The organism is Pseudomonas sp. Irchel s3f7, assembly GCF_900187615.1.
In the GTDB taxonomy this organism is placed as follows: Bacteria; Pseudomonadota; Gammaproteobacteria; order Pseudomonadales; family Pseudomonadaceae; genus Aquipseudomonas.
In genome coordinates this window covers 22,948-37,328 of the sequence record NZ_FYDO01000043.1, presented here as the reverse complement: position 1 = coordinate 37,328, position 14,381 = coordinate 22,948, and the positions used below count along the sequence as shown (strand labels likewise).

10 protein-coding genes and 2 pseudogenes are annotated in these 14,381 nt (G+C 60.2%); 10 read left to right on the top strand and 2 right to left on the bottom strand.

All coding sequences use genetic code 11. The features are described 5' to 3' along the window. A pseudogene (locus CKW19_RS29290) lies at nt 1-120 on the top strand (IS110 family transposase); the annotation flags it as partial. Between the two features lie 97 nt (nt 121-217). On the opposite strand, the pseudogene CKW19_RS29640 reads toward CKW19_RS29290, so the two are convergent. Then, nucleotides 218-336 (bottom strand): annotated as a pseudogene (locus tag CKW19_RS29640) (DNA-3-methyladenine glycosylase 2 family protein); the annotation flags it as partial. Between the two features lie 6 nt (nt 337-342). Next, nucleotides 343-1,770 carry an arginine-ornithine antiporter gene (gene arcD, locus CKW19_RS26805; RefSeq protein WP_095061358.1) on the bottom strand — a complete coding sequence of 476 codons (1,428 nt, stop codon included), beginning with the start codon at nt 1,768-1,770 and terminating at the stop codon, nt 343-345. Between the two features lie 392 nt (nt 1,771-2,162). Here arcD (CKW19_RS26805) and arcD (CKW19_RS26800) point away from each other — a divergent pair, with 392 nt between their 5' ends. The 9 genes from arcD (CKW19_RS26800) to CKW19_RS26760 all read left to right on the top strand — a co-directional run bounded on the left by arcD (CKW19_RS26800) (nt 2,163) and on the right by CKW19_RS26760 (nt 14,375). Then, entirely contained in the window at nt 2,163-3,590 is a 1,428-nt protein-coding gene (gene arcD, locus CKW19_RS26800; protein WP_095061356.1) for an arginine-ornithine antiporter, read from the top strand. Nucleotides 3,591-3,622: 32 nt separating this feature from the next. Continuing rightward, nucleotides 3,623-4,873, top strand: a complete 1,251-nt coding sequence (gene arcA, locus CKW19_RS26795) for an arginine deiminase (RefSeq protein WP_095061354.1) — start codon at nt 3,623-3,625, stop codon at nt 4,871-4,873. 68 nt (nt 4,874-4,941) lie between these two features. Beyond that, nucleotides 4,942-5,952, top strand: a complete 1,011-nt coding sequence (locus CKW19_RS26790; RefSeq protein WP_095061352.1) for an ornithine carbamoyltransferase — start codon at nt 4,942-4,944, stop codon at nt 5,950-5,952. 165 nt (nt 5,953-6,117) lie between these two features. Further along, nucleotides 6,118-7,047 (top strand): carbamate kinase, encoded by a 930-nt coding sequence (gene arcC / locus CKW19_RS26785; RefSeq protein ID WP_095061350.1) that lies wholly within the window; start codon nt 6,118-6,120, stop codon nt 7,045-7,047. Nucleotides 7,048-7,059: 12 nt separating this feature from the next. After that, nucleotides 7,060-7,422: a DUF5064 family protein gene (locus CKW19_RS26780; protein WP_095061348.1), complete on the top strand. Its 363-nt coding sequence runs from the start codon at nt 7,060-7,062 to the stop codon at nt 7,420-7,422. Between the two features lie 186 nt (nt 7,423-7,608). Continuing rightward, on the top strand, nt 7,609-9,117 hold the full coding sequence (locus tag CKW19_RS26775; protein WP_095061346.1) for a sigma-54-dependent transcriptional regulator: 1,509 nt from the start codon (nt 7,609-7,611) through the stop codon (nt 9,115-9,117). Nucleotides 9,118-9,532: 415 nt separating this feature from the next. Beyond that, nucleotides 9,533-9,916 carry a glycine cleavage system protein GcvH gene (gcvH, locus tag CKW19_RS26770; protein WP_008047373.1) on the top strand — a complete coding sequence of 128 codons (384 nt, stop codon included), beginning with the start codon at nt 9,533-9,535 and terminating at the stop codon, nt 9,914-9,916. Between the two features lie 11 nt (nt 9,917-9,927). Continuing rightward, nucleotides 9,928-12,795 carry an aminomethyl-transferring glycine dehydrogenase gene (gene gcvP / locus CKW19_RS26765; protein ID WP_095061343.1) on the top strand — a complete coding sequence of 956 codons (2,868 nt, stop codon included), beginning with the start codon at nt 9,928-9,930 and terminating at the stop codon, nt 12,793-12,795. A gap of 203 nt (nt 12,796-12,998) precedes the next feature. After that, nucleotides 12,999-14,375: an L-serine ammonia-lyase gene (locus tag CKW19_RS26760; protein ID WP_095061341.1), complete on the top strand. Its 1,377-nt coding sequence runs from the start codon at nt 12,999-13,001 to the stop codon at nt 14,373-14,375. Nucleotides 14,376-14,381: the final 6 nt, after the last annotated feature.

The window sequence follows — 14,381 nt, the reverse complement described above, 5'->3', positions numbered from 1 at the left end:
AAAGGGACCGAGGCGCTGGTGATACTTGCCAGAAAACTGGCTCGGGTACTGTTTGCCTTGATGAAAAACCAAAGTGAATACAAGCCTATTTCTATGTTTGGGGGTTCCCCCCAAACATAGAATCTCCCACAGTTGTCCGCACACGTCCCGCGTTTAATTGTAGGAGCTGGCTTGCCAGCGAAAGCGCCTGACCGTTCACCACAGATCCGGAATCAGCTCAATCCTCCCGACTCAACGCGGTCCACAACAACTGCGTCGCATACCCCGATAAGGCCGCCACGCCTCGGCACGCGACAACAGCTGTCGAGCCGTCACCGACCCACCTTCCAGCGCCGCACAATTTCATAGACTCAGTAACCCGCTGTACAACCCATACGCTGCCAACCCGGCCCCGCTGATGACGCAGGCAAAAATGCCCTTCTCTGCGAGCGTGAACAGTGGCTTGCCTTGCTCATGCCGGGCTTTGGCAAACAGGATCACGCCGGGCGCATACAGCAATGCCGAGAGCAGCAGATATTTCAAGCCACCGGCGTACAACAACCACACCGCGTAACCCAGGGCGATACCGGCGATCAACAGATCCTTGGATCGCTCAGCCGGTGAGTTTTCGTAGGTTTCGCCGCGCCCGCTCAACAACACCGCATACGCCGCCGACCACAGATACGGCACCAGGATCATCGACGAGGCGAGGTAGATCAGGCTGGTGTAGGTGCCGGCGGAAAACAGCGTGATCAGCAAAAACAGCTGGATCATCAGGTTGGTCATCCACAGCGCATTGACCGGCACATGGTTGGCGTTTTCCTTGGTCAGAAACGCCGGCATGGTCTTGTCTTTGGCCGTGACAAAGAGGATCTCGGCGCACAGCAGCGCCCAGGACAACAAGGCGCCGAGCAACGAGATCGCGAGGCCGACGCTGATCAGCAACGCCCCCCATCGACCGACGATATGTTCCAGCACCGAGGCCAGTGACGGGTTCTGCAACTTGGCCAGTTCCGGCTGAGTCATGATCCCCAGCGACAACACGTTCACCAGCACCAACAGCGCCAGCACCCCGAGAAACCCGATGACCGTTGCCCGGCCTACGTCCGAGCGTTTCTCCGCGCGCGCCGAATACACACTGGCGCCTTCGATGCCGATAAACACGAACACGGTGACCAGCATCATGTGCCGCACCTGGTCCATTACGCTGCCGAACTGCGGATTGCCATGCCCCCAGATGTCCCGGGTAAAGATGTCAGCCTTGAACGCCACGGCGGCGATCACGATGAACATGATCAGCGGCACGATCTTGGCCACCGTGGTCACCAGGTTGATGAGCGCCGCCTCCTTGATCCCGCGCAGCACCACAAAATGCACGGTCCACAACAACACCGAAGCGCAGCCGATGGCGATGGGGGTGTTACCCTGCCCAAACACCGGAACGAAGTAGCCGAGGGTGCTGAACAGCAGGACAAAGTAGCCAACGTTACCCAGCCAGGCGCTGATCCAGTAACCCCACGCCGACGAAAACCCCATGTAGTCGCCGAACCCGGCCTTGGCGTAGGCGTACACACCGGAATCCAGTTCGGGCTTGCGATTGGCCAGGGTCTGGAACACGAACGCCAGCGTCAGCATGCCCACGGCCGTGATCGCCCAACCGATCATGATGGCACCGGCATCGGCCTGAACCGCCATGTTCTGCGGCAGGGAAAAGATCCCGCCGCCGATCATCGATCCCACCACCAGCGCGATCAGTGCGTTCAGGCGAAGTTTTTGCGGCGCTTGCGACATGGCTGCGTCTCCGGGAGGCAACAGGGTGCGTATCCAAATGAGTGAAGCGTAATAACGATTATTGAATAACGCCAACCAGCCGCCTATTTACACGCACAAAACGGCTATATAACCATCGACGACAATCGTTTTACTTACAACTTTCTCATTAAAAGAATATTTCACAAAAGACATTTACAAAAAATTGCGCAACAGAACTATCGCGATAACTCAAACCCAATAAAAACACTATCCGATAAATGCGAAAAAGGCTCTGGAATGCGGATTACAGACAAATCGTAATGGCACTCTGCCGATAATTACTGAATACACCAATGCACTGATCCACGTCAGTTAATTTAATAACCATCAGACTTAGCCTTTCCACTCTTCCCCTGCATTGGTGCCATGCAATGTCTGCATCCCCCGGAAAACTGAAACTCGGCGCATTGGTTGCGCTGGTTGTTGGTTCAATGATTGGTGGCGGGATCTTTTCCCTGCCGCAAAACATGGCCGCCAGTGCCGATGTCGGCGCCATTCTGATCGGTTGGGCCATTACGGCCGTCGGTATGCTCACCCTCGCCTTTGTGTTCCAGACACTGGCCAATCGCAAACCCAATCTCGACGGCGGGGTCTACGCCTACGCCAAGGCCGGGTTTGGCGACTACATGGGTTTCTCGTCGGCGTGGGGCTACTGGATCAGTGCCTGGCTGGGCAACGTCGGCTATTTCGTCCTGTTGTTCAGCACCCTGGGCTACTTCTTCCCGATTTTCGGGGAGGGTAATACGCCAGCGGCGGTGATCGGTGCGTCGGTGCTGCTCTGGGCGGTGCACTTCCTGGTGCTGCGCGGCATCAAGGAAGCGGCGTTCATCAACCTGGTGACCACGGTCGCCAAGATCGTGCCGCTGGTGCTGTTCGTGCTGATCGCGGTGTTCGCCTTCAAACTGGACATCTTCACCGCCGACATCTGGGGCTTCAAGAACCCGGACCTGGGCAGCGTGATGGACCAGGTGCGCAAAATGATGCTGGTCACCGTGTGGGTGTTCATCGGCATCGAAGGTGCGAGCATCTTCTCGGCCCGGGCGGAGAAACGCAGCGACGTGGGTAAAGCCACGGTCATCGGCTTCGTCACCGTGCTGCTGTTCCTGGTGCTGGTGAACGTGCTGTCGCTGGGGATCATGACTCAGCCGGAACTGGCCAAGTTGCAGAACCCGTCGATGGCTGCGGTGCTGGAACATGTGGTCGGTCACTGGGGCGCGGTGCTGATCAGCGTCGGCTTGATCATCTCGCTGCTCGGGGCGTTGCTGTCGTGGGTGCTGCTGTGTGCGGAGATCATGTTCGCCGCCGCCAAGGACCACACCATGCCGGCCTTCCTGCGCAAGGAAAACGCCAACCACGTACCGGTCAATGCCTTGTGGCTGACCAACGCCATGGTGCAGATCTTCCTGGTGATCACGCTGTTTTCGGCCAGCACCTACCTGTCGCTGATCTACCTCGCCACGTCGATGATTCTGGTGCCTTACCTGTGGTCGGCGGCCTACGCCCTGCTGTTGGCGGTGCGCGGTGAAACCTACGAAGGCGCGCTGGCCGCACGCAAGAAAGACCTGTTCATCGGCGCCGCGGCCCTGATCTACGCGGTCTGGCTGATCTACGCCGGCGGCATCAAGTACCTGCTGCTCTCGGCCCTGCTCTATGCCCCCGGCGTGATCCTGTTCGCCAAGGCCAAGTTTGAAATGAACAAACCGGTTTTCACCAACATCGAGAAGCTGATTTTCGCCGCAGTGGTCGCGGGCGCCCTGGTGGCGGCCTACGGACTCTACGACGGCTTCCTGACCCTGTAACACACGTCTTTGTCATCTGGAGGAACACTGCAATGACCATGGAAAAGTACGGCGTACATTCCGAGGCAGGCAAACTGCGCAAAGTCATGGTTTGCTCGCCAGGGCTAGCCCATCAGCGGCTGACCCCGAACAACTGCGACGAACTGCTGTTCGATGACGTGCTGTGGGTGGCCCAGGCCAAGCGTGACCATTTCGACTTCGTCACCAAGATGCGTGAACGCAACATCGATGTGCTGGAAATGCACAACCTGTTGACCGACATCGTCGCCATTCCCGAAGCTTTGGACTGGATCCTGGAGCGCAAGATCACCGCCAATTCGGTGGGCCTGGGTCTGATCAATGAAACCGCTTCGTGGCTGCGCAGCCTGGAGCCGCGCAAGGTCGCCGACTACCTGATCGGTGGCGTTTCGGGCGACGATTTGCCGAGCAGTTTCGGTGGCAAGGCCATCGAGATGTACCGCGACTTTGTTGGCCACTCCAGCTTCATTCTGCCGCCGCTGCCCAACACCCAGTTCACCCGCGACACCACCTCCTGGATCTACGGCGGTGTCACGCTCAACCCGATGTACTGGCCGGCGCGCCGTCAGGAAACCCTGCTGGCCACCGCCATCTACAAGTTCCACCCCGAGTTCACCAACGCCGACTTCCAGATCTGGTACGGCGATCCAGACCTGGAGCACGGCCACTCCACGCTCGAAGGCGGTGATGTGATGCCGATCGGCAACGGCGTGGTGTTGATCGGCATGGGCGAGCGCTCGTCGCGCCAGGCCATTGCCCAACTGGCGGTGAACCTGTTCAAAAACAAGGCCGTGGAAAAAGTCATCGTCGCCGGCCTGCCGAAGTCCCGCGCAGCGATGCACCTGGACACCGTATTCAGCTTCTGCGATCGCGACCTGGTCACGATCTTCCCGGAAGTGGTGAACCAGATTGTCGCCTTCACCCTGCGTCCCGATGAAAGCAAAGCGGATGGCATCGATATTCGCCGCGAAGAAACCAGCTTCCTCGATACCGTCGCCCAGGCCCTTAACCTCAAGGCGCTGCGCGTGGTGGAAACCGGTGGCAACAGCTACGCCGCCGAACGCGAGCAATGGGACGACGGCAACAACGTGGTGGCTCTGGAGCCGGGCGTGGTTATCGGTTACGACCGCAACACCTACACCAACACCCTGCTGCGCAAGGCCGGTGTGGAAGTCATCACCATCAGCGCCGGCGAACTCGGCCGCGGACGGGGCGGTGGCCACTGCATGACCTGCCCGATCATCCGCGACCCGATCGACTACTAACCTGTTGACCTTGGCCGACGTGTATCCCGCGCGGCCAAGGGGATTACCCAAACCCAAGGAGATCCAAAATGGCGTTCAATATTCACAACCGCAATCTGCTGAGCCTGGAACACCACACCCCTCGCGAATTGCGCTACCTGCTCGACCTGTCCCGCGACCTCAAGCGCGCCAAGTACACCGGTACCGAACAGCAACACCTGAAGGGCAACAACATCGCCCTGATCTTCGAAAAGACCTCGACCCGCACCCGTTGCGCCTTCGAAGTCGCGGCCTATGACCAAGGCGCGAACGTCACCTACATCGACCCGAACTCTTCGCAGATCGGTCACAAGGAAAGCATGAAGGACACCGCCCGCGTGCTCGGGCGCATGTATGACGCCATCGAGTACCGTGGCTTCAAGCAGGAAATCGTCGAAGAGCTGGCCAAGTTCGCCGGCGTCCCGGTGTTCAACGGCCTGACCGATGAATACCACCCGACCCAAATGATCGCCGACGTGCTGACCATGCGCGAACACGCCGACAAGCCGATCCACGAGATCAGCTACGCGTACCTGGGCGATGCGCGCAACAACATGGGCAACTCGCTGCTGCTGATCGGCGCCAAACTCGGCATGGACGTGCGCATCTGCGCGCCGAAAGCCCTGTGGCCGGCGGACGATCTGGTGGCCCGCTGCAAACAGTACGGCGAAGAAAGCGGCGCTCGCATCACCCTCACCGAAGACCCGAAAGAAGCGGTCAAGGGCGTGGACTTCATCCACACCGACGTCTGGGTGTCGATGGGCGAACCGGTCGAAGCCTGGGCCGAGCGCATCCAGCAATTGCTGCCGTACCAGGTCAACGCCGACCTGATGAAAGCCACCGGCAACCCGCGCACCAAGTTCATGCACTGCCTGCCGGCCTTCCACAACTGCGACACCAAGATCGGCAAACAGATTGCCGAGCAGTACCCGTTCCTGAACAACGGCATCGAAGTGACCGATGACGTGTTCGAGTCGCCAGCCTGCATCGCCTTCGAGCAAGCGGAAAACCGCATGCACACGATCAAGGCGATTCTGGTGTCGACCCTGGCTGATCTGTAAGCCATACAGCTCCCACTGACACGACATGGTCACTGTGGGAGCTGGCTTGCCTGCGATAGCTACGCCTAGGTGTCTCTGACCGACCGCAGCGATCCTATCGCGAGCAAGCTTGCTCCTACAGGGGATCGAGTTGTTTGCCTTTCCTCTGTTTAGAAGGACTGCACCATGCGTATCGTCGTAGCCCTGGGCGGCAACGCCCTGCTCCGCCGTGGTGAACCCATGACCGCTGACAACCAGCGCGCCAACATCCGGATCGCCACCGAACAGATCGCCAAGATCCACCCCGGCAACCAACTGGTCATCGCCCACGGCAATGGCCCGCAGGTTGGTCTGCTGTCATTGCAGGCGGCGGCCTACACCTCGGTTTCGCCCTATCCGCTGGACGTGCTCGGTGCCGAGACCGAAGGCATGATCGGCTACATCATCGAACAGGAACTGGGCAACCTGCTGGACTTCGAAGTGCCGTTCGCCACCTTGTTGACCCAGGTCGAAGTCGACGCCAACGACCCGGCCTTCAAGAACCCCACCAAACCCATCGGCCCGGTCTACACCAAAGCCGAGGCCGAAGCGCTCGCCGCTGAAAAAGGCTGGGCCATCGCCCCGGACGGCGACAAATATCGCCGCGTGGTTGCCAGCCCGAGACCAAAACGCATCTTCGAAATACGTCCGATCAAGTGGCTGCTGGAAAAAAACAGCATCGTGATCTGCGCCGGTGGCGGCGGCATTCCCACCATGTACACGTCCCCCGGCAAACTGGAAGGCGTCGAGGCTGTCATCGACAAGGACTTGTGCTCTGCGCTGCTGGCCGAACAGCTGGAAGCCGATCTGCTGGTGATCGCCACCGACGTCAACGCGGCGTTCATCGACTTCGGCAAACCCACCCAGAAAGCCATCGCCCAGGCGCACCCCGATGAACTGGAAAAGCTCGGCTTCGCTGCCGGCTCCATGGGACCGAAGGTGCAGGCAGCTTGCGAATTTGCACGCCATACTGGAAAAATCGCAGTGATCGGCTCGCTGTCGGACATCGAATCGATCATTCTGGGCGTCGCGGGTACACGCATCAGCACCGCGACACGGGGCATTACTTACTTGTAGGGAGAGGTGTTTATGGCAACGTTTGATCCAGGTCACTTGCACATCGAGCGCCATGCGCTGAACAAGGATGATGTGAGCTACAACATCCACCTCGACTATGAAGTCAGCAAGAACCCCAAAGGGGAAAAAGGCATTCAGTTCACGATGCATGGCAGCATTCTGGGCAAGGAATTGAAGGAGCCCTTCTTTCTGCCCAAGGAAGAAGCCTACAACTTCGCCAGCAATGTGACGAAAATTGCCGAGAAACATGGCATTCCCAAGGAAAAAATCGCTATTGGTTCGACACACGAACATTACGACCTGATGTTCGAAGACATCCGCAAGCAACTGAATATGAAATCCGGTGACCCGATAGACCTCGAGAAATTCGAGTAAGCCCTATCCCTTGTAGGAGCTGGCTTGCCAGCGATGAACGATAACGCGGTATTACTGACATACCGCACCGTCCGAATCGCCAGCAAGCCGGCTCCTACAGGTGCTGTACCTGACTGCGGATTTCACCTCTACCCCTTCACCAAGGCATACTTGCCACCCTCCGCACAGCAGAACCCGAAACCGTCCATGCGTATCCACGTCAGCTTCATCGACCGCGTCGGCATTACCCAGGAAGTCCTGGCCCTGCTCGGCGGGCGCAATCTCAACCTGGATGCGGTGGAAATGGTTCCGCCCAACGTCTACATCGACGCCCCGACCCTGAGCCCGCAAGTCCTCGAAGAACTGCGCGATGCGCTGTTCAGCGTGCGTGGCGTACAAGCTGTGACGGTCGTCGACATCCTGCCCGGTCAGCGTCGGCACTTGCAGCTCGATGCACTGCTCGCCGCCATGACCGACCCGGTGCTAGCGCTGGACAGCGACGGCAACGTGCTGCTGGCCAACCCCGCGTTGATCGCCCTGTACGGCCGCGAACCGGCCGGTGAAAGCATCGCCGAACTGTTTGCCGACCCGGCCTTGCTCGACGCCCTGCTCGAACAGGGCTTTCGCCTGCCGCTGCGGGAAATCACCGTCAACGGCCAGACCTTGCTGCTGGACGCCACGCCGATCACCGACGCCGGCGCCCTGCTGACCCTGTATCAACCCAACCGCATCGGCGAACGCCTGTCCGCGTTGCACCACGATCATGCTGAAGGGTTTGACGCGTTGCTTGGCGAATCCCCGGTCATCCGCACCCTCAAGGCGCGCGCCCAGCGGGTGGCGGCACTGGATGCGCCGCTGCTGATTCAGGGTGAAACCGGCACCGGTAAAGAACTGGTCGCCCGCGCCTGCCATGCCATCAGCGCCCGGCACAGCTCACCGTTTCTGGCATTGAACTGTGCGGCATTGCCGGAGAACCTCGCCGAAAGCGAACTGTTCGGCTATGCGCCCGGTGCTTTCACCGGTGCGCAACGGGGCGGCAAGCCGGGGCTGATGGAACTGGCCAACCAGGGCACGGTGTTTCTCGACGAGATCGGCGAAATGTCGCCGTACTTGCAGGCCAAGTTGCTGCGGTTTCTCAACGACGGCAGTTTTCGCCGGGTGGGCGGTGATCGTGAGGTGAAGGTCAACGTGCGAATCCTCAGCGCGACCCATCGCGACCTGGAAAAAATGGTCAGTGAAGGCCTGTTCCGCGAAGACCTGTTTTATCGCCTCAACGTGCTCAATGTCGAAGTCCCTCCCCTGCGCGAGCGCGGCCAGGACATTTTGCTGCTGGCCCGTTACTTCATGCAGCAGGCCTGCGCGCAGATCCAGCGACCGATCTGTCGCCTGGCACCGGGCACGTATCCGGCACTGCTGGGCAACCGCTGGCCAGGCAACGTGCGACAACTGCAGAACGTGATTTTTCGCGCCGCCGCGATTTGCGAAAGCAGCCTGGTGGACATTGGCGATCTCGACATCGCCGGCACCTCGGTCGCTCGCCAGGGCGACCACGAAGTCGACAGCCTAGAACAGGCCATGGACGAGTTTGAGAAAACCCTGCTGGAAAAACTGTACACCAGCTACCCCTCGACCCGACAACTCGCGACCCGACTACAAACTTCCCACACCGCGATTGCCCATCGGTTGCGCAAGTACGGAATTCCCGGCAAGGCCTGAAAAGTCTGATGAACACCGACCTGTAGGAGCCGGCTTGCTGGCGATGGCGTCTGCAAAATCGCGATCGCCAGCAAGCCGGCTCCTACAGGTCGTGAATGTCCATGCATCGGAAAATCACGTCTAAAAACGACCCCCACCTGTACTGAAAGCGCTACAGCGGAACGATATCGCTACACCACTCCCCGATCACGGCCCTGCAAGGCTTTGATCCACCTCGCCTTTTATCCGTGACATGTGGCGTATCGATTTCGCTACAACCATCGAAATCCCGCGACCGCTAAATTCATATAAATCATTGATTTAAATAGAAAAACAAACATTGGCCGCGATCTTGCTATGTAGTCCCTCATAACCAGGGCATTGCCCCAGCATTCAATCGCGTCCACCAGACGAGTCTGGCCCCTTAGGAGTTTCCATGAGCGAGTTGCGTTTTACTGAAGATCACGAATGGCTGCGCACCGAAGCTGACGGCAGCGTCACAGTCGGCATCACCGCTTTCGCACAAAACGCCTTAGGCGACGTGGTTTTCGTACAACTGCCTGAGCTGCAGTCCTACGACAAAGGCGCCGAAGCCGCCACCGTGGAATCCGTAAAGGCTGCCAGCGGCGTGTACATGCCGCTCGACGGCGAAGTGCTGGAAGTGAACCCGGCGCTGGACAGCAGCCCTGAACTGGTCAACGAAGATCCGCTGGGCGAAGGCTGGTTCTTCCGCTTCCAGCCAAGCGACGCCTCGGCAGTCGCCCAACTGCTGGATCAGGACGCCTACGACCGCCTGATCAAAGCCCAAGCCGAAGCCTGAGGAGCACAGACATGACTGAAGTGAATCCTGCTGTTGTAAATGTAAGTACCGCCAACGAATTCATCGCCCGTCACATCGGCCCGCGTGCCGGCGACGAGCAAGCCATGCTCAACAGCCTCGGCTTCGACTCCCTGGAAGCCCTGAGCGCCAGCGTCATTCCCGACAGCATCAAAGGCACCAGCGTCCTCGGCCTGGAAGACGGCCTGAGCGAAGCCGATGCCCTGGCTCTGATCAAGTCCATCGCCAGCAAGAACCAGCTGTTCAAGACCCACATCGGCCAGGGTTACTACGGCACCCACACGCCTTCGCCGATCCTGCGCAACCTGCTGGAAAACCCGGCCTGGTACACCGCTTACACCCCGTACCAGCCAGAAATTTCCCAGGGCCGTCTCGAAGCGCTGCTGAACTTCCAGACCCTGATCAGCGACCTCACCGGCCTGCCGATCGCCAACGCTTCCTTGCTCGACGAAGCCACCGCTGCTGCCGAAGCCATGACCTTCTGCAAACGCCTGAGCAAGAACAAGGGCAGCCACCAATTCTTCGCTTCCGCGCATTGCCACCCGCAAACCCTCGACGTACTGCGCACCCGTGCCGAGCCACTGGGCATCGACGTGGTGGTTGGCGACGAGCGTGAGCTGACCGACGTCAGCGCGTTCTTCGGCGCCCTGCTGCAATACCCGGCGAGCAACGGTGACGTGTTCGACTACCGCGAACTGACCGAACGCTTCCACGCTGCCAACGCTCTGGTCGCCGTAGCCGCTGATCTGCTGGCCCTGACCGTGCTGACCCCGCCAGGTGAATTCGGCGCCGACGTGGCCATCGGCAGCGCGCAACGCTTCGGCGTGCCGCTGGGCTTTGGTGGCCCGCACGCTGCTTACTTCTCCACCAAAGATGCGTTCAAGCGCGACATGCCGGGCCGTCTGGTCGGCGTGTCCGTGGACCGTTTCGGCAAGCCGGCCCTGCGCCTGGCCATGCAGACTCGTGAACAACACATCCGCCGCGAGAAAGCCACGTCCAACATCTGCACCGCGCAAGTGCTGCTGGCCAACATCGCCAGCATGTACGCCGTGTACCACGGCCCGAAAGGCCTGACTCAGATCGCCAACCGCGTGCATCACCTGACCGCGATCCTGGCCAAGGGTTTGAACGCGCTGGGCTTGAACGTTGAACAAGAAAACTTCTTCGACACCCTGACCCTGGCCACTGGCGCCAACACCGCCAAGCTGCACGAAAAGGCCCGCACCCAGCAGATCAACCTGCGCGTGGTCGACGCCGAACGCCTGGGTCTGTCCCTCGACGAAACCACCACCCAGGCCGACGTTGAAACCCTGTGGGGCATCTTCGCCGACGGTAAAGCACTGCCAGATTTCGCCGCCCTTGCCGCTTCGGTGGTCAGCACGATCCCGGCCGCGCTGGTGCGTCAATCGCCGATCCTCAGCCACCCGGTGTTCAACCGTTACCACTCGGAAACCGAGCTGATGCGCTACCTGCGCAAGCTCGCCGACAAAGACCTGGCCCTGGACCGCACCATGATCCCGCTGGGTTCGTGCACCATGAAACTCAACGCCGCCAGCGAAATGATCCCGGTGACCTGGGCCGAATTCGGCGCCCTGCACCCGTTCGCCCCGGCCGAGCAAAGCGCCGGCTACCAGCAACTGACCGATGAACTGGAAGCGATGCTCTGCGCCGCCACCGGTTACGACTCGATCTCGCTGCAACCGAACGCCGGTTCCCAGGGTGAGTACGCCGGTCTGCTGGCTATTCGTGCTTACCACCAGAGCCGTGGCGAAGACCGTCGCGACATCTGCCTGATCCCGTCGTCGGCCCACGGCACCAACCCGGCCACCGCACAAATGGCTGGCATGCGCGTCGTCGTTACCGCGTGCGATGCCCGTGGCAACGTTGATATCGAAGACCTGCGCGCCAAGGCCATCGAGCACCGCGAACACCTCGCTGCTTTGATGATCACTTACCCGTCGACCCACGGCGTGTTCGAAGAAGGCATCCGCGAAATCTGCGGCATCATTCATGACAACGGCGGCCAGGTGTACATCGACGGCGCCAACATGAACGCGATGGTCGGCCTCTGCGCACCGGGCAAGTTCGGCGGCGACGTCTCGCACCTGAACCTGCACAAGACCTTCTGCATCCCACACGGCGGTGGCGGCCCGGGCGTCGGCCCGATCGGCGTGAAATCGCACCTGACTCCGTTCCTGCCGGGCCACGCCCAGATGGAGCGCAAGGAAGGCGCGGTCTGCGCAGCACCGTTCGGCAGCGCGAGCATTCTGCCGATCACCTGGATGTACATTCGTATGATGGGCGGCGCGGGTCTCAAGCGTGCTTCGCAGCTGGCGATCCTCAATGCCAACTACATTTCCCGTCGCCTCGAAGAGCACTATCCAGTGCTGTACACCGGCAGCAATGGCCTGGTGGCGCACGAGTGCATTCTGGATCTGCGCCCACTGAAAGACAGCAGCGGCATCAGCGTCGATGACGTCGCCAAGCGTCTGATCGATTTCGGTTTCCACGCCCCGACCATGTCGTTCCCGGTGGCCGGCACGCTGATGATCGAGCCGACCGAAAGCGAATCCAAGGAAGAACTGGACCGCTTCTGCGACGCCATGATCCGCATCCGCGAAGAAATCCGCGCCGTGGAAAACGGTACCCTGGACAAAGAAGACAACCCACTGAAAAACGCTCCGCACACAGCGGCAGAGCTGGTCGGTGAGTGGTCCCACCCGTACAGCCGCGAGCAGGCCGTTTACCCGGTTGCCTCGCTGATCGAAGGCAAGTACTGGCCGCCGGTCGGTCGTGTCGACAACGTCTTCGGCGATCGCAACCTGGTCTGCGCCTGCCCGTCGATCGAAAGCTACGCTTAAACGAATGAGGGGCGGGTACGCTCGCCCCCCACTTTCAACAACACCGCATTCCCCTGTAGGAGCTGGCTTGCCAGCGATGAGGATGGATCAGCCTACATTTTTGTTGCCTGACACACCGTCATCGCTGGCAAGCCAGCTCCCCAAGGATTGCATCAAGCCTGACATTCCGCGAATTCCTATAACAAGAAACCGGAGAACAACTCATGTCGTTAAGCGTGTTCGACCTGTTCAAGATTGGCATCGGCCCCTCCAGCTCCCACACCGTCGGCCCGATGCGCGCCGCTGTGCGCTTCGTCGAAGGCTTGCGTCGCGAAAAGCTGCTTGAAGCCACCGCCTGCGTCAAAGTCGAGCTGTACGGCTCGCTCGGCGCTACCGGCAAAGGCCACGGCAGCGACAAGGCCGTGCTGCTGGGCCTTGAAGGCGAACACCCGGACACCGTCGACACCGAAACCGTCGCTGCGCGCCTGCACGAAATTCGCGCCAACGGGCGCTTGAACCTGCTCGGCGAACACAGCATTGCGTTCAACGAGAAAGAACACCTGGCGATGATTCGCAAACCGTTGGCCTATCACCCCAACGGCATGATCTTTCGTGCCTTCGACGCCGCTGGCCTGCAAATCCGCAGCCGCGAGTACTATTCGGTTGGCGGCGGTTTTGTCGTCGATGAAGACGCTGCCGGCGCCGACCGTATCGTCGAAGACGCCACACCCCTGACCTTCCCGTTCAAAAGCGCCAAGGATTTGCTCGGTCATTGCACCAAGTACGGGCTGTCGATCAGCCAGGTGATGCTGACCAATGAAAGCGCCTGGCGGCCGGAAGCGGAAACCCGCGCCGGCCTGTTGAAAATCTGGCAAGTAATGCAGGACTGCGTCGCTGCCGGTTGCCGCAACGAAGGCATCCTGCCCGGCGGCCTGAAGGTCAAACGACGGGCCGCCGCGCTGCACCGGCAACTGTGCAAGAACCCCGAATCAGCATTGCGCGACCCACTGTCAGTACTCGACTGGGTCAACCTCTACGCGCTGGCGGTCAACGAAGAAAACGCCAATGGCGGGCGCGTCGTGACCGCGCCGACCAATGGCGCCGCCGGGATCATTCCCGCCGTGCTGCATTACTACATGCGATTTATCCCCGGCTCGAACGACGACGGCGTCGTGCGCTTTCTGCTGACGGCTGCGGCCATCGGCATTCTGTACAAGGAAAACGCCTCGATCTCTGGCGCCGAAGTCGGCTGTCAGGGCGAAGTTGGCGTGGCGTGTTCGATGGCTGCGGGCGCTTTGTGCGAAGTCCTCGGCGGCACCGTACAGCAAGTGGAAAACGCCGCGGAAATCGGCATGGAACACAACCTCGGCCTGACCTGTGACCCGATTGGCGGGCTGGTGCAAGTGCCGTGTATCGAGCGCAACGCCATGGGCTCGGTCAAGGCCATCAATGCCGTGCGCATGGCCCTGCGCGGTGACGGGCAACACTTCGTCTCCCTCGACAAGGTCATCCGCACCATGCGCCAGACCGGCGCCGACATGAAAAGCAAATACAAGGAAACCGCCCGTGGCGGTTTGGCGGTCAACATTATCGAGTGCTGATGTGCG